Below are 16,511 nucleotides of genomic sequence, written 5' to 3'. Positions count from 1 at the left end.
GGTGAAATCCGACGAGACGATGTTCGAACCGCTTGGTCGCGGTCAAGGTTACCGAGTTGCCGGGTTCTGCTTGTGCGGCCTTTGCGGGCAAGCTGCCTGATGATCCATCAGGCACCTCGGCAGAGGAGAGAGCCGTGTTCTACTACCTGCTCAAGTACGTACTGCTGGGGCCGCTGCTGAGAGTGGTGTTCCGGCCGCGCATCGAGGGGCTGGAGCATGTGCCGTCGTCGGGACCGGCGATCGTCGCCGGCAACCATCTCTCCTTCTCCGACCACTTCCTGATGCCGGCCGTCCTCAGGCGGCGCATCACCTTCCTCGCCAAGGCCGAGTACTTCACGGGGCCGGGGGTGCGGGGCCGGCTGACCGCCTTCTTCTTCCGCAGCGCCGGGCAGATCCCGGTGGACCGCTCCGGCAAGGAGGCGGGCCAGGCCGCGATCCGGGAGGGGCTCGGGGTGCTGGGCAAGGGCGAGCTGCTCGGCATCTATCCGGAGGGCACGCGCTCGCACGACGGACGTCTGTACAAGGGCAAGGTCGGGGTCGCCGTGATGGCGCTGCGGGCCGGTGTCCCGGTGATCCCCTGCGCGATGATCGGCACCTTCGAGGCGCAGCCGCCCGGCAAGGTCATCCCGAACGTCCACCCCGTCGTGATCCGCTTCGGCAAGCCCCTCGAGTTCTCCCGCTACGCCGGGATGGAGAACGAGAAGGCCGTCCTGCGTGCCATCACCGACGAGATCATGTACGCCATCCTGACCCTGTCAGAGCAGGAGTACGTCGACGAGTACGCGGCCGTCGTCAAGGCGGAGCAGGCGGCGGCGAAGGGCGAGAAGGAGCGCAGGTTCCCGCGGGCGCCGCTGAGTTGAGGTGGTGGGCGCAGGAGTGAGGGGCGGCCGGGGTGTTCCGGCCGCCCCTCCTCGTCGTACGGGAGCGGTGGTTACGGCTGCGGGGTGGCGTGCGGGCCGCAGGTGACGTCCGCACCGTCCAGCGCGCCGGTGAGCAGGTAGGTGTCCACCCGGCTGTTGATGCACGGGTTGACCAGGCCGGTCACGCCGTGCGAGCCGGCGCCCTGCTCGGTGATGAGGCGGGAGCCCTGGAAGCGCTTGTGCAGTTCGACGGCGCCGGGGTACGGGGTGGCGGCGTCCCGCGTGGACTGCACGATCAGCACCGGCGGCAGCCCCTTGTGGGTCCTGACCTCCACCGGGGTCTGCTGCTGGACCGGCCACGTGGCACACGGCAGGTTGAGCCAGGCGTTGGCCCAGGTCATGAAGGGGTACTGCTTGTTGAGCTCGGTGTTGTCGCGGTCCCACTTGTGCCAGCCGGTGGGCCACTTGGCGTCGGTGCACTCGACGGCCGTGTAGACGGCGTTGCCGTTCTCCGAGGTGATGTTGCCCGCGGTGTCGGTCAGGTCCGGGGCGGCCGCGTCGACCAGTGCCTGGGTGTCACCGGCGAAGTACTTGCTGAACACCGTGGCGACCGGGACCCACGAGGAGTCGTAGTACGGCGCGTTCTGGAAGAAGCCGATCAGCTCGGCCGGTCCGACGACCCCGCCGATCGGGTTCGCCTTGGCGGTGGCGCGCAGCTGGAGCCACTTGGCCTGGACGGCATCCCGCGTGGTCCCCAGGTGGAAGGCGGAGTCGTGCGCGGCGACCCAGTCCTCCCAGTCCTTCCAGCGGCCCTCGAAGGCGACGTCCTGGTCCAGGTTGGCCTGGTACCAGATGCTCTTGCGCGACGGGTTGACGACGCTGTCGACGATCATCCGGCGCACGTGGTCCGGGAACAGCGTCCCGTAGACCGCGCCGAGGTAGGTGCCGTAGGAGACACCGAGGTAGTTGAGCTTCTTCTCGCCGAGCGCGGCCCGGATGACGTCCAGGTCACGGGCGGTGTTCGCGGTCGTCATCTGCTGGAGCATCGCGCGGCCGGTGCGCTCGGCGCAGCCGTCCGCGTACTGCTTGGCGAGCTTGCGCTGTGCGGTCTTGTCGGCCTCGGTGTCCGGCACCGGGTCGGCCTTGGGGGCCTTCACGAACTCCTGGGGGTCCTCGCAGGAGATGGGCGCGGAGTGGCCGACACCGCGCGGGTCGAAGCCCACGAAGTCGTACGCCTTCGAGGCGTTGACCCACAGGGGGTTCTTGTTGGTGACCCGGAGCGGGAAGCGCATGCCCGAGCCGCCGGGGCCGCCGGGGTTGTAGACGAGCGCGCCCTGGCGCTCCGCCGGCGTCCCCGTGCTGCCTATTCGGTCGACGGCGAGCCTGATCTGCTTGCCGTAGGGCTTGGTGTAGTCGAGCGGCACGCTGACCCAGCCGCACTGGACGGGCTTGGTCAGGGCCCAGTCGGCCGGGCAGTCGGCCCAGTCGATCCCGGCCTTGGCGGCCCGTGCGGCCGCGATCGCCGCGCCCTGCTGCGCGCGGTCCTGGCCACCGTGCCGGGCCTCGGCACCGGCGGCGGGTGCCGCGAGGGCACCGGTGATCAGACTGGCCGTGACGAACGCTCCGGCCGAACCGAGCGCCAGCATCCGGCTCCTCGATCTGAAGTTGTCCCTCAAGTGGGCCCCTCCCCCTACCTCGTGACGAACGGTCAGGGGAGATCCTTGCGGCTGTGAGGTCCCTGAGAACAGGTCCCAACAGCCGTCTTTACCAATCCGATAACCGGACGCCCGCGTCCCGCTGAGCGGATCACCCGCCCAGCTGGGCCAATGCCTCGTCCAGGACCCGGCGCAGTCGCAGCGCATCGCCCGCCACCGCACTCACCAACACCGCCGGCCCGGCGAGCGGAGTGAGCGCGGCCCCCTCCCCCAGCATCCGTGCCCCCATCGGCCGCACCGCGAACTCCGGCCGCACGACGACGAGTTGCCCCACCGCGCGCAGTCCCGCCAGCACGGCGGGCCCGTCCCAGCCACCCGGCGCCCCGGGCCCGAAGGCCAGTTCCTGATCCAGCACCGCCTTCCCGGCCACCCGCACAGTGAGCCGACTGCCGAGCCGCCCGGGCTCCTCCCCCACCCGCCCGAGCACCTGCTCCTCCCGCAGCACGAGCCGACCCCGCGCCCCGACCTCGACGCGAGTCGTCACGCACAGATCACTCCCCTTGGCGGAGATCAACTGCTCCGGCAGCCACCGCAGTTCACTCCCGTCGGCGACATCGAGTCGTACGTCGTACCGGGCCTCCTCCTTCCCCTGCCCCGGCAGGGCGATGGTCGCGGCAGCCGACCCGACCCAGAGCCGGGCCCCTTCCTCGGCCCGGGCCTCGATCCCGAACCGGTCCCCGCAGAGCGGCCCGCTCATCGCCCCGACGACCATCACCCGGGCCTCGGCCCCGCTCCCCCGGGTACGCCGCAGCGCGAGCGGCCCCTCGCCCTCCAGCACGGGAAGCGAGGTACCGCCCCGCCCGTCGTCCCGTGCGACGATCCGGGCGACGGCGCGTACCCCCGTCGCCGTCATACGGCCCACGCCACGAGCCGCTCCCGCACCCACGCGGCCACGTCCGCGACACCGGCCGCACTGCGCAACGACTGGAAGACGACGGGCAGTTCGGCGCGCTGCGCCTTGGCGTCGGCGGCCATCCGCGCCAGATCCGACCCGACGTAGGGTGCGAGGTCCGTCTTGTTGACGACGAGCAGGTCGGCCGTGGTCACCCCCGGCCCGCCCTTCCGCGGAATGTCGTCCCCTCCCGCCACGTCGATCACGAAGATCTGCGCGTCCACGAGCCCCTTCGAGAAGGTGGCGGTCAGATTGTCCCCACCCGACTCGACGAGGATGAGGTCCAGCGGCCCGACCTCGTCCTCCAGGTCCTCCACGGCTTCCAGATTGGCCGAGATGTCGTCCCGGATCGCGGTGTGCGGACAGGCCCCCGTCTCGACGGCGGTGATCCGCTCCGGCGGCAACACGGCCTCCCGGAGCAGGAACTCGGCGTCCTCCCGGGTGTAGATGTCATTGGTGACGACGGCCAGCGACAGCTCGTCCCGCAGCGCCCGGCACAGAGCGGCAACGGTGGCGGTCTTCCCGGACCCCACCGGCCCCCCGAGCCCGATCCGAAGCGCCCTTCGCGCCCCGTCGGGCCGGTGGGCATCGGCGCTGAGGGCGGCGGGGCCGTGGTGGTGGTCGTGATCAAGATGCATGACAACTCCTTGTGAGAACGAAAACCGACCCGCCCCCCTCCCTCCCTTCCGGCATCCGAGGACGAAAGCCGGTCGGCACCCCCTTCCCTCCAGCCCGTCCGGCGTCTGAGGACGAGGCCGTTCAGGCCGAAGCGGGGGTCCGGGGGCGGCAGCCCCCGAAACGGGCGGTCGAAGGGGGCCCACCCCCTGGAGGACGGGACGGGTAGGGGCGGCGGGGGCGAGACCCCCTACGACGCGAACAACCGCACCGCCCACCCCCCATGCCACTCCGCCCCGATCTCCGTCAACGGCGCCGAAGCCGCAGGCAGCCCCTCGACCCCCGCCCCCGCGACCACCCTCCGCGCCGCCTCCACCCCCCGGTCGACCACGAGGTCCATCTCCCCCGCCAGCCGCGCCAGCACCCCCGTCGCCTCGAACGGATCCAGACTCAGCAACCGCACCACCGCCGTGGCCGGCCCACTCACACACTCGTACACCGCGCAGTACGCCGCGTCCTGCGCCGAAAGCCCCGCCGCTCTCGCCACGACCCCCAACACCACCGGCTGGTGCGCCCCCTTCGGGAACTCCCGTGCCACGGCGTCGAGTTCAGCAGCGGGCCAGGCCACCCGCGCGGCCCGCAGCAATTGCCGCCCGAGCCTGCGCGCCGCGCCCCGCAGCGCGGCCGACGGCGTCCGCGCATCCGCCGCCGCGTCCAACTCCCGTACGTCCACGCCGAGTACCGCGGCCGCGGCGAATGCCCCGGCCACCAGCCCGGCAGTGTGCAGCCGCCCCCGGCAGTACTCCTCCAGGCTCGCGGCCCCGGTGATCCGGCCCGCCTTGACCGCCGCCTCCGCCCCGCCGGAGTGCGCATGCCCTCCGGCGGGAAAGCGGCCGTCGGCCAGTACCAGCAACGCCGCCCGTGACATGACGCCCTCCAGTTCTCAGAAGAGGAAGTAACGCTGGGCCATGGGCAGTTCGGCGGCCGGTGTCGCCTCGACCAGCTCTCCGTCGATGTGCACGGCGAAGCTGTCCGGATCGACCCGGACCCGCGGGCGCGCGTCGTTCTCCCGCATGTCCGCCTTGGTCACACCCCGGGTCGACTCGATTCCGACGAACCGCTTCCCGAGCTGCAGCCGCTCCGGCAGGCCGTCCTCGATCGCCAGCGGGGCGACGAAGTTGAAGGAGTTGGCGGCCGGCGCCCGCCCGATCGCCCCGTACATCGGGCGCGGCAGGATCGGCTGGGGCGTCGGGATCGACGCGTTGGCGTCGCCCATCTGGGCGTAGGCGATCTGGCCGCCCTTGAGCACGAGCTGCGGCTTGACCCCGAAGAACGCGGGCTCCCAGAGCACGAGGTCGGCGAGCTTCCCGGTCTCGACCGAGCCGATCTCGCGCGCCAGCCCCTGTGCGAGGGCCGGGTTGATCGTGTACTTGGCGACGTACCGCCGTACCCGGTGGTTGTCGGCCCGCCCGTCGCCCGGCAGCGCGCCGCGCCGTCGCTTCATCACGTGCGCGGTCTGCCAGGTCCGCAGGATCACCTCACCCACACGGCCCATGGCCTGCGCGTCGGACGAGATGATCGAGATCGCGCCGAGGTCGTGGAGTATGTCCTCCGCGCCGATCGTCGACGGCCGGATCCGTGACTCGGCGAAGGCCAGGTCCTCCGGCACCGCCGGGTTGAGGTGGTGGCACACCATCAGCATGTCGAGGTGTTCCTCGGCGGTGTTCACCGTGTACGGGCGGGTCGGATTCGTCGAGCTGGGCAGCACGTGCGGTTCGGAGACGACGGTCATGATGTCGGGGGCGTGCCCGCCGCCCGCGCCCTCGGTGTGGTAGGCGTGGATCCCGCGGCCGCCGATCGCGGCGAGCGTGTCCGCCACGAATCCGGCTTCGTTGAGCGTGTCCGTGTGGATGGCCACCTGGATGCCCGTCCGGTCGGCGACGGTCAGGGCCGCGTCGATGACGGCCGGGGTCGACCCCCAGTCCTCGTGCAGCTTGAGTCCCAGTGCGCCGCCCCGGATCTGGGAGAGCATCGCCTCGTGCGAGACGGTGTTGCCCTTGCCGAGGAAGCCGATGTTGAGCGGGTACTGCTCCATCGCCTCCAGCATCCGGGCGAGGTGCCACGGCCCGGGGGTGACGGTGGTCGCCTTCGAGCCCTCGGCGGGGCCGGTGCCACCGCCCACCAGCGTCGTGATGCCCGCCGCCAGCGCCTCGTCGGCGATCTGCGGGCAGATGAAGTGGACGTGGGCGTCCACGCCGCCCGCGGTGAGGATGCGCCCGTTGCCGGCGATGACCTCGGTCTCGGGGCCGATCACCAGGTCGGGGTGGACGCCGTCCATGGTGTCGGGGTTGCCGGCCTTGCCGATGCCGGTGATCCGGCCGTCGCGGATGCCGATGTCGGCCTTGACGACGCCCCAGTGGTCGATGATCACGGCACCCGTGATGATCGTGTCGGGGGTGCCGTCTGCGCGCGTAGCACGCGACTGGCCCATGGACTCGCGGATGACCTTGCCGCCGCCGAAAACCGCCTCGTCCCCGGCGAGTCCGGGGCCGCCGGAGCGGTCCTCCTCGATCTCGACGAGCAGGTCGGTGTCGGCGAGCCGGATCCGGTCGCCGGTGGTCGGTCCGAACAGGTCGGCGTAGGCGGCGCGGGAGATCTCAGGCATCGAGGGCACCTCCGGTCTCGCCCCGCAGCCCGGGGACCACCCGGGCGCCGGTGAGCGGGACGAGTTCGACGTCGACGGGGATGCCGGGCTCGAAGCGGACGGCGGTGCCGGCGGCGACGTTCAGCCGCTTGCCACGCGCCGCGTCCCGGTCGAACTCCAGCCCGGGATTGGCCTCGGCGAAGTGGTAGTGGGAGCCGACCTGGACGGGCCGGTCGGCTGCGTTGAGGACGGTCAGCCGGGTGATGTCACGCCCCGCATTGAATACGACAGGTCCGTCGGCGAAGAGCACCTCTCCGGGAATCATCGGCGGCCGCCTCCTCAGACGATCGGGTCGTGGACGGTGACGAGCTTGGTGCCGTCCGGGAAGGTCGCCTCGACCTGGACGTCGTGGATCATCTCGGGGATGCCCTCCATGACGTCGTCCCTGGTGAGCAGCTTGCGCCCGGAGGCCATGAGTTCGGCGACGGTACGGCCGCCCCGGGCGCCCTCGAGGATGTGCGACGTGATGAGGGCGACCGCCTCGGGGTGGTTCAGCCGGAGCCCGCGGGCCCGGCGCTTCTCGGCCACGTCGGCCGCCACGTGGATCAGCAGCCTCTCTTGCTCGTGCGGGGTCAGTTGCACGTCCCACCTCACAGTCCTCGCTCCGGACCGTGCGGGGTCCGGTTGCCGCGGCCACCGCGACGGATTGGGCTCACGGACCCAGTCCGGCCAGGAAAACCCCAGGTGGCGTGGATGGGCAGGCTAGTTTGCCGGAGTTTCGGTGACGTTAACCGGACCTTGATCGCTTCATGACCGGCACATGAGCCGCACGACCGGCGCACGGGAGCGCATCTCACCGCGCCGGAGGCCGACCGCCGTCCCGTGTCACCCGAACGGCCCTCACCCGGATGCTCCGGGAAGGGCCGACGGTCGTGGCGAGGACCCGGGGGCCACTGGATCAGCTCGGCGACACGGCTCCTGGCACGCGCCGGGCGCCGGGCGCCGACCCGAAAGTGCCACGATGCGCAGTTGTTCGTCCGCGACACCGTCGTGGCTGGTCGCGCAGTTCCCCGCGCCCCTTCGGGGCGCTTGTTCCGCACAGTTCCTCCCCCGGCCGTCGACCGGGTCTACCCCCAGCGCCCCTTCGGGGGCGCTCGTTCAGGAGCCCGCGGCCCCCCTGTGCTCCGCCGCGATGCCGAAGCGGCCCCGTTCCGGGCGTACGGCGGCGGTCTCGCGGACCGTGGAGACCGAGCTGACCACGTGGTCCACGTGCTCCTCGGCGGGTTCCGGGAGCTCTTCGAGGCGTTCGAGGTCGGCGGCGGAGACGAGGGCGACCAGCGGCTTGCCGTGGCGCGTCACGACGACGCGCTCACCGCCGTACACCACCCTGTTGATCAGTTCGGCGAGCTCAGCCCTGGCTTGGGTCACCGGAATCTCGTAGGCCATGAACCCAGCTTACGGGGCACCCCGGACATCACATCTTGTTCGGCCACAGCGGAATCCCCTGTCAATGATCTGTACGTCCTGTACATTTTCAACAGAGGGCCCGGCACCGGGCCGCCTCAGTCGCGAGGAGGGGTACGCCATGACCCGACCGTCCGCCCGCTACGTCCTGCCCGAGTTCACGGAACGCACGACCGCGGGGCAGCGCACCCTGGATCCGTACGGCAAGCTCCTGGAGGAGCGGATCGTCTTCCTCGGCACGCCCGTCGACGAGGTCTCGGCCAACGACGTGATGGCGCAGCTCATGTATCTGGAGTACGCGGCTCCGGAGCGGGACATCTCGCTGTACATCAACTCCCCGGGCGGGTCCTACAGCGCGATGACCGCCATCTACGACACGGTCCAGTACGTGAGCTGCGACGTGGAGACGGTCTGCCTCGGGCAGGCCGGGTCGTCGGCGGCGGTCCTGCTCGCGGCCGGCACACCGGGCAAACGGTCCGTGCTGCCCGGCGCCCGCATTGTGCTCCAGCAGCCGTCACTGCCGGAACCGGTACAGGGCCAGCCGAGTGATCTGGCCATCCAGGCGGCGGAGTTGGACCGGGTGCGCGCGATGCTCGAAGGGATGCTGGTCCGGCACACCGGGCGCACGGCGGAACAGGTGCACCGGGATCTGGAACGGGACCTGGTCCTGGACGCCCCGGAAGCGCTGGCCTACGGGCTGGTGGACCGGGTGATGCCCGCTCGCCGCCCCTCCCTCGGCCTGCCGGACGCGGGGTGAGGCGCCGATGCTGCCGCCGGAGCTTCCGCCGCTGCCCGCGCTGACCCGCGCCGAGGGCGAGCTGATCGACCGTTACCTGGACGTGGTGGATTTACTGGGCCGGATCAATCCGGCGCAGAACGAGGACACCTACCGCGGGCTGCGTGCCGCGCAGGCGCTGGTGCGCGCGGCGGCCGAGCTGCGTGACGCGCTGGCCCTGATGCATCAGCGGGGCGAGACGGAGCTTCACGGGGACACGCTGGCACGGGCGTTGCGGGTGCTCGACGGCGAGCGCCGGACCGCTCGCGTCGCACTCCCGCCCGACTGCGTACGGTGACACCCGCCGGACTCCGGTCCCGCGCGTCGACGGTACGAGCGGGCCGGATTCGAAACGATCCAAAGGGGTTACCGCCGTCCGGCGGAGTGTGGCGTGGTTTTACCTGACCGCGAGGACCGCTCAGGTTGCCCGTGCGGGGGTGCCCGCGAGCGGCTTCCGCGCAGGTCCGGGGCTACGCAGGGCAGTTGACGGAGAATCGAACACAGTGCTGTCCACCCGAACGGGTGGGTGGTGAGTAACCCCACAAATCCCCGGTTCCGTTGGGATTTTCGGACACGCGTGAGTGAAGATCCCTGTCTGACGACAAGCCCCCGCCACAGCGGCGGGGCGGTCTGGGCGGACGCCGAGTCCTGCCGCCGCCCGGATTGACCCGTCGACAGAAGTGCATCGGCAGGAGTGGAGGACCCAAGCACGTCGGGTCGCCGGCACGGTCGCTCCATGACCGCGCCGAGCAGCCCTTGGGGTGAAGCCGTGGCGACACGGCCGGGCAACTTCGCCAGCCCGAATCCGACAGGTCATCCTTCACAGGCGGCTGACGAAGGGTTGCGCATGACTGCGCTCAATCGTGTTCCGTCGCTGATGGCCCGGGCCGGTACGGCCTCGGCGCTGACCATCGCCGCCGTGGGCGGCTCGATCGTGATCCCGGGTGTCGCCTCCGACGCCTCGGCCGCCACGATAGCGACGAAGGCACTCCAGGTCGCTGCCTCGAAGAAGGGCGCGCCCTACCGGTGGGGTGCCACCGGGCCGAACAGGTTCGACTGCTCCGGGCTCACGCTGTACTCGTTCAAGAAGGCGGGCAAGACCCTGCCGCGAACAGCGGCCCAGCAGTACAACAAGACCCGTCACATCTCGGCCGGCAACCGCAAGGCCGGGGACCTGGTCTTCTTCCACTCGGGTTCCAGCGTGTACCACGTCGGCATCTACGCCGGGAAGGGAAAGATCTGGCACGCCCCGAAGACCGGGGACGTGGTGAGGCTCCAGAAGATCTGGACGCGCAGCGTCTGGTACGGCCGGGTCAGCTGACCCCACCGCGAGCGGGCCGGCAGGGGCTCAGGGCTACGGCTCCTGCTGGCCGGCCGCGGTGACGGTGCCGGCCGGGACCGTCCAGGGAAGTTCGATGGAGACGGTCTTGCCGCCCTCCCGGGTGGGGCGTACCCGAAGCTTGCCGCCGCACTCGGCGGTCAGCCAGCGGATGATGACCATGCCGCGCCCGTTGTCCTGCTGGACCGCGGCGGGGAGTCTCTTGGGGAAGCGCGGATGACTGTCCGTGACGCCGATGCGCAGCTGCTCGTCACGGTCGAGCACGAGGTCCACCGTGAAGGTGGGTGACTGCCCGAAGGTGTGCTGCACGGCGTTGGTGGCGAGCTCGGAGACGATGAGGCGGACGGTGTCCGCGGTCTCCGTCTCCGGCGGCAGCCCCCACTCCGCGAGGGTGTCCAGCACATAGGAGCGCGCGGCGCAGACCGAGGCGGGATCGCTCGGCAGAGTGACGGATGCTTCCAGATGGTCTGCCATGGCGACGTCGTCCCTTTCCTCGGGACCGGAGTCCGACACGGGGCGGATGGTTCGAGTACGGTCCCGGACTGGTGCTTCTTCGCCAGACTGCCATTACCGGGCCGGTCACGGGGAGCGATCCACCAAGATATGCATATATCTGTCGCTCGAAGCGGTGAACTCTGCGACCTCAGACCGTATTTGGGCGGCTCGGAAGGAGTAAGGAGTAGCCCATGCAGAACGGTCCCGCGGTGCGCCGCCGGAAACTGGGCGCCGAACTGCGCACACTGCGCACCGGCGCCGGCCTCACGAGCGGCGAGGCCGCCCGTCTGGTGGGCTGGCATCAGTCGAAAGTGAGCCGGATCGAGACCGGCGCCAGCGGTGTGAAACCGGCCGATGTGCGGTTACTCCTGGACGCCTACGGCGTGGCCGAGGGGCAACTGCGCGAGTTGCTGCTGGTGTTGGCGGGGTCGGAGGACACTGCGGGACGGCACCACTGGTGGCACGCCTATCGTGGGGTCCTGCCGCCCGCCTACCGCGATTTCATCAGTCTGGAGTCACAGGCAGGCACGATGCGCACGCTGGAGACCCTGGTCGTGCCGGGACTGCTGCAGACCCCCGAATACGCGCGTGCGGTGACCCGGGCGGCCATGGACGGGCGCGCCGACGACTCCCTGGACACCCTGGTGGAGGTGCGCCTGGCCAGGCAGGACGTGCTGCGCAACGATCCGCCGCTGAAGCTGAGCGCGGTCCTGGACGAGGCGGTGCTGCGCCGGGAGGTGGGGGGTCCCGGTGTGATGGCGCGGCAGCTGGAGCGGCTGATGGAGGCGGCCCGGCTGCCCCAAGTACGGCTCCAGGTACTGCCGTTCGCAGCGGGGGCGCATATCGGCATCACCGGACCTTTCGTAATCTTCTCATTTCCGAGCACTTCTGATCTGGACGTGGTTGTTATCGACCAGTTGACGAGTAGCCTCTACCTGGAGCGGAAAGAAGACCTCCAGGCCTACACGGAGGCCTTCAACACGCTCCGGATCCACGCCCTTTCCCCCGAGGACTCGTTGGATTACATCGCCGCAATAGCTGACGGCGCGTAAGGAGGCACCATGACTGCACTGCCTCGGAACGTACCTTCAAGTGCTGATCTGCACGGACTGCGGTGGCTGCGCAGCAGCTACAGCACCGGAGCCAACAACTGCGTGGAGACGGCACGGCCGCGCTCCGGCCCCTGGGCCGGACTGCTCGCCGTGCGCGACTCCAAGGCTCCGGCCGGACCCGCGCTGCTCTTCTCCCCCGAGAGCTGGGCAGGGTTCATGGCGGCACTCGCCGACTGATCAGCCCCGAAGAGTCTGATCAGATGTGAATGAAACCGATCAGACTCGCACACCATCCGTTCCCGACTCCGTATCCGCTCGCGAGCCAGGCCCGACCGTGTCACGCCGACTCATGGTCGTGTCTTGCCGATCACACGTACAGCGCGTTCGATCTCGGCCCCGGAGAGGTCCGCACGGGCGGTCAGCCTGAGCCGTGAGATGCCGTCCGGCACCGACGGCGGACGGAAACAGCCCACGGCCAGGCCTGCCGTCCGGCAGTCGGCCGCCCACTGCACGGCCTGCTCCGGGGACGGGGCCCGCACGGAGACCACCGCGGCGTCCGGACGTACCGCTTCCAGACCCGCGGCGGTCAGCCGTGCGTGCAGTTCCGCGGCCACCTCGCGGGCCCGCGCCGCCCGCCCGGGCTCGCGGCGCAGCAGCCGCAGGGCCGCCAGCGCCGCCCCTGCCGCGGCGGGGGCCAGACCGGTGTCGAAGATGAAGGTCCGGGCCGCGTTGACCAGGTGGTCGATCACCCGGGCCGGGCCCAGCACGACCCCGCCCTGACTGCCCAGCGACTTCGACAGGGTCGCCGTGACCACCACGTCGTCGGCGCCGGAGAGCCCGGCCGCGTACGGCGCGCCTCGCCCGCCGTCCCCGAGGACCCCGAGCCCGTGGGCGTCGTCGACGAGCAGCCCGGCGCCGTGCTCACGGCACGCCTTTGCCAGCGCGGCCAGCGGCGCCGCGTCACCGTCGACGGAGAACACCGTGTCGGAGACGACCACGGCGGGCCCCTCGTGCGTCCCGAGGGCCTTGCGCACGGCGTCCGGATCGGCGTGCCCGACGACCTGGGCGGCGCCCCGGGCCAGCCGGCAGCCGTCGATCAGGGAGGCGTGGTTGAGGGCGTCGGAGACGATCAGGGAGCCGTGCGGGCCGAGCGTGGTGACGGCGGCGAGGTTGGCGGCATAGCCGGAGGAGAAGACCAGGGCGGCTTCGAACCCGCAGAAATCGGCCAGTTCCCGCTCCAGCTCGGTGTGGAGCTCCGTCGTACCGGTCACCAGCCGGGAGCCGGTGGAGCCGCCGCCCCAGGTCCGGGCCGCCTCGGCCGCGCCCTCGGCGACCTCCGGGTGGTGGGCGAGGCCCAGGTAGTCGTTGCTCGCGAGGTCCAGCAGCGGCGAGTCGGCGGGGCGGGGGCGCAGGGTCCGTACGAGTCCGGCGCGGCGGCGCTGCTCCGCCTGTTCGTCGATCCAGCCGAACGCCATGGCCCCTCCGGTGAATTTGTAGGCAGTGGACAGACCCTAGCGGGATCCCCAGGCGCCCACTGTGTGGCAATACCCACACGTAGATTTATCGAGCACAGGATCAACGCAGGTCAGAGGCTGTATCACACAGTGCGCAGATCACCCGGCGAGCGGCGGAACCGGCCCCCGCATGTCTCGTTCCCGCCCCATGCTGGTGGGCGCGATGGGCGAGTCCACCGAGAGGTCCCAGATGATCAGCCCCTCGAGGTGCGCGGACGGCCCGGCCCGAGCCGGGGCAAGCTCGACCCGCACGAACGGCAGACTCTCCGCCGTCACCTGGGGAACCGGCTCGGAGTCCGGGGCGAACAGCGCACCAGGCAGCCCGCGGGCCGCCTCGAACCGGTCCCGCAGTCAAGGAAGAGGCCGTGTTCCTCCAGTCGCTGATGCGCGAGTTCCCGCCATCCGTGGTCGAGAACAGCAAGAGACATCGGTAGGCCCACACAGCTCCCGCTCTTGGGTCGAGCCGCCCGGTGGCGTCTTCGTCGAGCCCGACGGCCACGGGCTCGGACACTCCCGGGGCGGGCTGACCCGCCGGACAGCTCGGTGACTCCCCACAGTTCCAGGTGGTCCTGGGCCATATTCGAAGTGTTCGACGCGCCTGCCGAGGCCCCTTCCAGAACCGCGCTGACCCGGCGGGCGCGCAGCACGGCTGTACACCGTCTCCCATGGGCCGTACCGCTCGGGATCCGCGATCAGCACGGTCGCTTCGTAGCGGACGGCGAGCTTGTCGTACCTCGTCGCCACTGGATCCGCCAGGCACGGTGCTCGCCGAGACCCTCCCTGCCTCGCACCGCCCAGTCCCGCTGGGAACTGGGGCCGTCAGCAACAGCGGTTCGAAGTCCGCTCGGCCACGGTCTGAGTACGACTCTCCCCGCTGGTGGCGTACAAGGAGCAGTCCTTGCACGTGCTCAACATCCCACGGAGCGGGGCGGCGGAGGGCACTGGAAACCCTTGGTCCTTGTGTGCGTGTGCAGTTCACGTTGAACTGGTAACCGAGGTACTCGTAGTGCCAGAAGCTACGCAGTGGTGCCGGAGGCCTCGCTGACGAACTCCTCCAAGCCTCGGCCGCCCCTCCTACGCGTAGATGCCCTCCCCGGCAGGGACGGTGCTGTGCGGGAGGTCGGCGAAGGGCACGAAACCGACGAAGCCACGCTCGGCCAGCGCCGCGCGCGTCAGGGACGCGGGGTGGCCCGTGGAGGCCGCGGCGGGGCCGTTCTCGGCAGGTTCGGGTTCGGGCGTTATCGCGGTCTACCTCCGGGGTGGATCGGCCGGCCCGTAGGCTCGCGGCGGTCGGGGATGCGGCTGTAGAGCCTGCCAGCCTTCGTCTCCGTAGTGAACCGCACTATGTTGGCAGGACCTTTGGTCCTCGGCGACGAACTCGTAGAAGTCCATGTTGGCGATCTCCAGGTTGCACGCCATGGATCCGACCTCGCGGCAGGGAAGGACGGCCTGCCGTCCTGGGCTGTCGTACAGGTCGACGACAGTCAGAGGTAGTTCAGGCTCGGTAAAGGTCCGGGCGTCGGCGAGCGCGACCAGCGTGGTGTGCTCGTCGGGCGGGACGAGCACCGGGACCTGGCCCGGCTGGAGGCCTTCGAAGGCAGAGTTGTCGACGACCAGCGCCGTCAACGGGAAGTGCTCCACGTCGATCTCGTCCAAGTCCAGATCCGCGCCGACCCAGCCGTCTGGGTCCGTCCCGCCCAGTTCGCCGAGCAGGGCCTGCCAGCCGGCCTCGTCGTCGAAGCAAGTGCGCACCAGCAGGGCCGCGCCGGTGGAGGGAAGAGGCGGGAAGGACCGGCGCGGCGGTGCCGACGCGGGCGTGGGGAAAGCCGGCCGGCCGCCGTCGCCCTGGTACATGCCGTACCGGTCCATGTCGCGCACCAGGTCGTCGAAGGCGAGTGCGCCGCCCAGCAGGTCGGCGAGGATCTCGCCGAGCCGGGTCGACGGGATCCGGACGCCGCGGCCGGGTATCGCCGCCAGGTCCACCAGCAGTGGGCCGTCCCCGCCGTACACCACCGGGATGTCCGCCATAACGGCGACCGGCGGCACGGGACTGCTGCCGGGAACAAGCGCCGGGATGTTTCCCCCGTGCAGGTGGTCCCACGCGCTGTCCTCGACCATGCGCAGCCGCACGCCGCTGCCCTCGAGGACGAGCCCGTCGTCTTCCCGGCGGGCTGCGATCTCGTCGAGGAGCCCGCCCCACAGGGCCCTGCCGTCCTCGTAGCACGTGCAGACGAACAGCACCTCACCGGGCGCCGGCTGCGGAAACTCGGGAAAGGACATGTCTCTCCTTACGGCGGTGTGAGATGAGTCAGCCGGCGACGGGGGTGGCGAACTCGTCGGGAGTGGCGAGGCGGGCGATGAGGGTACGGCCGACCCGCTGGAGTGCCTCGTCGTGGTCGGTGCTCTGGAACCTGCCGCCGCGCCGGGGCAGGGCCAGCTGCTCGCGGAGCAGGGGCAGTGCCGGTGCTGCGAGAGGGCCCATGCGGTCCAGGCAGCCGACGACGTGGTTGGCCGTCGCGGGGTTCTTGGCCATGGACTGCAGCAGGGCGTTCAAGACGGACGGTGCCTCCGCCTCGCCGCCGATCTCCCAGAGCGCCGCCGCGCAGTGCACCCGCACCCATGTCGTGCGTCAGGAGGTTGCGCAGGCGCGGCAGGGCGGCGGATGCGGGCGGGCCTATCTCGCCGAGCAGATCCGCCGCGTCGTCGATGCGGAAGGTGATGCGGTCGTCGAGGAGGCCCAGCAGAAGCGGCATGACCTCGGCCAGGTCACCGCCCACGGCCCACAGGGCGGTGACGGCGGCGGGGCGTGAGTGTGCGTCGCCGGCGGTGGTCAGCGACCGGATCGTGTCCCGTGCGCCGGCCGCTGCCCGGCCGAACGCCGCCAGCGCCTTCAGCGCTGATCGCGTGATGCCGTGCTGGTCATGGTGTATCGCAGTACCGAGGGCGTCCACCACCGCAGTGACCGCGGCCGGGTCGCCGAGGTGTTGGACAGAGGACTCCTCGACCGCCTCGGCGAGTTCGTCAGCAGCAAGGCACGCGGCTTCCAACTGGCGTAGGAGAGCGAAGGCCTGCTTGCCGAGCGCGTCCTCGATCAGCCGCGGCTGGCTCGCGTAGTCGCCGCGGAAGAACTCGCGGAGCCGGTCGGC

At 70.7% G+C, this 16,511-nt stretch carries 21 protein-coding genes and 1 riboswitch; of the genes, 8 read left to right on the top strand and 13 right to left on the bottom strand.

All coding sequences use genetic code 11. The features are described from left to right. Positions 1-134: 134 nt before the first annotated feature. Entirely contained in the window at positions 135-860 is a 726-nt protein-coding gene (locus JF597_RS19485) for a lysophospholipid acyltransferase family protein (RefSeq protein ID WP_293996312.1), read from the top strand. A gap of 71 nt (positions 861-931) precedes the next feature. Here the strand turns inward: JF597_RS19485 and JF597_RS19480 are convergent, their stop codons facing one another. The 8 genes from JF597_RS19480 to JF597_RS19445 form a co-directional block, all read right to left on the bottom strand. Beyond that, positions 932-2,506 (bottom strand): alpha/beta hydrolase, encoded by a 1,575-nt coding sequence (locus JF597_RS19480; RefSeq protein WP_293996522.1) that lies wholly within the window; start codon positions 2,504-2,506, stop codon positions 932-934. A gap of 160 nt (positions 2,507-2,666) precedes the next feature. After that, entirely contained in the window at positions 2,667-3,428 is a 762-nt protein-coding gene (locus tag JF597_RS19475; RefSeq protein WP_293996310.1) for an urease accessory protein UreD, read from the bottom strand. Further along, the gene (gene ureG / locus JF597_RS19470; RefSeq protein WP_293996308.1) at positions 3,425-4,105 is read right to left on the bottom strand and encodes an urease accessory protein UreG; all 681 of its coding nucleotides are present in this window, start codon (positions 4,103-4,105) and stop codon (positions 3,425-3,427) included. The genes JF597_RS19475 and ureG overlap by 4 nt, the downstream gene beginning before the upstream one ends. Positions 4,106-4,332: 227 nt before the next feature. Further along, complete coding sequence (locus tag JF597_RS19465) at positions 4,333-5,010, bottom strand: urease accessory UreF family protein (protein WP_293996306.1); 678 nt, start codon at positions 5,008-5,010, stop codon at positions 4,333-4,335. A gap of 15 nt (positions 5,011-5,025) precedes the next feature. Continuing rightward, positions 5,026-6,747 carry an urease subunit alpha gene (locus JF597_RS19460; protein ID WP_293996304.1) on the bottom strand — a complete coding sequence of 574 codons (1,722 nt, stop codon included), beginning with the start codon at positions 6,745-6,747 and terminating at the stop codon, positions 5,026-5,028. Next, the gene (locus JF597_RS19455) at positions 6,740-7,051 is read right to left on the bottom strand and encodes an urease subunit beta (protein WP_293996302.1); all 312 of its coding nucleotides are present in this window, start codon (positions 7,049-7,051) and stop codon (positions 6,740-6,742) included. The genes JF597_RS19460 and JF597_RS19455 overlap by 8 nt, the downstream gene beginning before the upstream one ends. Before the next feature lie 14 nt (positions 7,052-7,065). Beyond that, the gene (locus tag JF597_RS19450) at positions 7,066-7,368 is read right to left on the bottom strand and encodes an urease subunit gamma (RefSeq protein WP_293996300.1); all 303 of its coding nucleotides are present in this window, start codon (positions 7,366-7,368) and stop codon (positions 7,066-7,068) included. 516 nt (positions 7,369-7,884) lie between these two features. Then, entirely contained in the window at positions 7,885-8,172 is a 288-nt protein-coding gene (locus JF597_RS19445; protein ID WP_293996298.1) for a type II toxin-antitoxin system Phd/YefM family antitoxin, read from the bottom strand. Between the two features lie 139 nt (positions 8,173-8,311). On the opposite strand from JF597_RS19445, the gene JF597_RS19440 reads away from it, so the two are divergent. From JF597_RS19440 to JF597_RS19430, 3 genes are all read left to right on the top strand, one after another. Further along, positions 8,312-8,947: an ATP-dependent Clp protease proteolytic subunit gene (locus JF597_RS19440; protein ID WP_293996296.1), complete on the top strand. Its 636-nt coding sequence runs from the start codon at positions 8,312-8,314 to the stop codon at positions 8,945-8,947. A 7-nt stretch (positions 8,948-8,954) separates the two neighbouring features. Then, positions 8,955-9,263, top strand: coding sequence for a hypothetical protein (locus JF597_RS19435; protein ID WP_293996294.1), 309 nt, complete (start codon positions 8,955-8,957; stop codon positions 9,261-9,263). 361 nt (positions 9,264-9,624) lie between these two features. Then, a riboswitch (cyclic di-AMP (ydaO/yuaA leader) is annotated at positions 9,625-9,809 on the top strand. 3 nt (positions 9,810-9,812) lie between these two features. Beyond that, positions 9,813-10,286, top strand: a complete 474-nt coding sequence (locus JF597_RS19430) for a C40 family peptidase (RefSeq protein ID WP_293996292.1) — start codon at positions 9,813-9,815, stop codon at positions 10,284-10,286. A 33-nt stretch (positions 10,287-10,319) separates the two neighbouring features. On the opposite strand, the gene JF597_RS19425 is transcribed toward JF597_RS19430, so the two are convergent. After that, a complete protein-coding gene (locus JF597_RS19425) occupies positions 10,320-10,778 on the bottom strand; it encodes an ATP-binding protein (RefSeq protein WP_293996520.1) in 459 nt (152 codons plus the stop codon). 212 nt (positions 10,779-10,990) lie between these two features. Here JF597_RS19425 and JF597_RS19420 point away from each other — a divergent pair, with 212 nt between their 5' ends. Further along, complete coding sequence (locus JF597_RS19420; RefSeq protein WP_293996290.1) at positions 10,991-11,851, top strand: helix-turn-helix transcriptional regulator; 861 nt, start codon at positions 10,991-10,993, stop codon at positions 11,849-11,851. Between the two features lie 9 nt (positions 11,852-11,860). After that, on the top strand, positions 11,861-12,088 hold the full coding sequence (locus tag JF597_RS19415) for a DUF397 domain-containing protein (protein ID WP_293996288.1): 228 nt from the start codon (positions 11,861-11,863) through the stop codon (positions 12,086-12,088). A 110-nt stretch (positions 12,089-12,198) separates the two neighbouring features. Here JF597_RS19415 and JF597_RS19410 read toward each other — a convergent pair whose 3' ends face one another. The 4 genes from JF597_RS19410 to JF597_RS19395 form a co-directional block, all read right to left on the bottom strand. Further along, positions 12,199-13,326, bottom strand: a complete 1,128-nt coding sequence (locus JF597_RS19410) for an 8-amino-7-oxononanoate synthase (protein WP_293996286.1) — start codon at positions 13,324-13,326, stop codon at positions 12,199-12,201. 138 nt (positions 13,327-13,464) lie between these two features. Next, complete coding sequence (locus JF597_RS19405; protein WP_293996284.1) at positions 13,465-13,641, bottom strand: hypothetical protein; 177 nt, start codon at positions 13,639-13,641, stop codon at positions 13,465-13,467. Between the two features lie 972 nt (positions 13,642-14,613). Then, a complete protein-coding gene (locus JF597_RS19400) occupies positions 14,614-15,645 on the bottom strand; it encodes a hypothetical protein (protein WP_293996282.1) in 1,032 nt (343 codons plus the stop codon). A 28-nt stretch (positions 15,646-15,673) separates the two neighbouring features. Beyond that, positions 15,674-15,898, bottom strand: coding sequence for a hypothetical protein (locus JF597_RS19395; RefSeq protein ID WP_293996280.1), 225 nt, complete (start codon positions 15,896-15,898; stop codon positions 15,674-15,676). On the opposite strand from JF597_RS19395, the gene JF597_RS19390 reads away from it, so the two are divergent. After that, on the top strand, positions 15,897-16,175 hold the full coding sequence (locus tag JF597_RS19390) for a hypothetical protein (protein ID WP_293996278.1): 279 nt from the start codon (positions 15,897-15,899) through the stop codon (positions 16,173-16,175). The genes JF597_RS19395 and JF597_RS19390 overlap by 2 nt on opposite strands. Before the next feature lie 111 nt (positions 16,176-16,286). Continuing rightward, positions 16,287-16,421 carry a hypothetical protein gene (locus JF597_RS19385; protein ID WP_293996276.1) on the top strand — a complete coding sequence of 45 codons (135 nt, stop codon included), beginning with the start codon at positions 16,287-16,289 and terminating at the stop codon, positions 16,419-16,421. Positions 16,422-16,511 lie beyond the last annotated feature (90 nt).

It is taken from the genome of Streptomyces sp., from assembly GCF_019510245.1.
GTDB lineage: Bacteria > Actinomycetota > Actinomycetes > Streptomycetales > Streptomycetaceae > Streptomyces.
This window is presented reverse-complemented; position numbering and strand designations above follow the sequence as displayed.

What these genes read in the sequence shown, in the direction of transcription:
- JF597_RS19475 (WP_293996310.1), bottom strand. Translation starts at nt 3,428, where the DNA reads ATGACGGCGACGGGGGTACGCGCCGTCGCCCGGATCGTCGCACGGGAC.
- JF597_RS19390 (WP_293996278.1), top strand. Translation starts at nt 15,897, where the DNA reads ATGGACTGCAGCAGGGCGTTCAAGACGGACGGTGCCTCCGCCTCGCCG.
- JF597_RS19465 (WP_293996306.1), bottom strand. Translation starts at nt 5,010, where the DNA reads ATGTCACGGGCGGCGTTGCTGGTACTGGCCGACGGCCGCTTTCCCGCC.
- JF597_RS19385 (WP_293996276.1), top strand. Translation starts at nt 16,287, where the DNA reads ATGGTGTATCGCAGTACCGAGGGCGTCCACCACCGCAGTGACCGCGGC.
- JF597_RS19425 (WP_293996520.1), bottom strand. Translation starts at nt 10,778, where the DNA reads ATGGCAGACCATCTGGAAGCATCCGTCACTCTGCCGAGCGATCCCGCC.
- JF597_RS19460 (WP_293996304.1), bottom strand. Translation starts at nt 6,747, where the DNA reads ATGCCTGAGATCTCCCGCGCCGCCTACGCCGACCTGTTCGGACCGACC.
- JF597_RS19415 (WP_293996288.1), top strand. Translation starts at nt 11,861, where the DNA reads ATGACTGCACTGCCTCGGAACGTACCTTCAAGTGCTGATCTGCACGGA.
- ureG (WP_293996308.1), bottom strand. Translation starts at nt 4,105, where the DNA reads ATGCATCTTGATCACGACCACCACCACGGCCCCGCCGCCCTCAGCGCC.
- JF597_RS19400 (WP_293996282.1), bottom strand. Translation starts at nt 15,645, where the DNA reads ATGTCCTTTCCCGAGTTTCCGCAGCCGGCGCCCGGTGAGGTGCTGTTC.
- JF597_RS19410 (WP_293996286.1), bottom strand. Translation starts at nt 13,326, where the DNA reads ATGGCGTTCGGCTGGATCGACGAACAGGCGGAGCAGCGCCGCCGCGCC.
- JF597_RS19440 (WP_293996296.1), top strand. Translation starts at nt 8,312, where the DNA reads ATGACCCGACCGTCCGCCCGCTACGTCCTGCCCGAGTTCACGGAACGC.
- JF597_RS19420 (WP_293996290.1), top strand. Translation starts at nt 10,991, where the DNA reads ATGCAGAACGGTCCCGCGGTGCGCCGCCGGAAACTGGGCGCCGAACTG.
- JF597_RS19435 (WP_293996294.1), top strand. Translation starts at nt 8,955, where the DNA reads ATGCTGCCGCCGGAGCTTCCGCCGCTGCCCGCGCTGACCCGCGCCGAG.
- JF597_RS19455 (WP_293996302.1), bottom strand. Translation starts at nt 7,051, where the DNA reads ATGATTCCCGGAGAGGTGCTCTTCGCCGACGGACCTGTCGTATTCAAT.
- JF597_RS19445 (WP_293996298.1), bottom strand. Translation starts at nt 8,172, where the DNA reads ATGGCCTACGAGATTCCGGTGACCCAAGCCAGGGCTGAGCTCGCCGAA.
- JF597_RS19430 (WP_293996292.1), top strand. Translation starts at nt 9,813, where the DNA reads ATGACTGCGCTCAATCGTGTTCCGTCGCTGATGGCCCGGGCCGGTACG.
- JF597_RS19395 (WP_293996280.1), bottom strand. Translation starts at nt 15,898, where the DNA reads ATGGCCAAGAACCCCGCGACGGCCAACCACGTCGTCGGCTGCCTGGAC.
- JF597_RS19480 (WP_293996522.1), bottom strand. Translation starts at nt 2,506, where the DNA reads ATGCTGGCGCTCGGTTCGGCCGGAGCGTTCGTCACGGCCAGTCTGATC.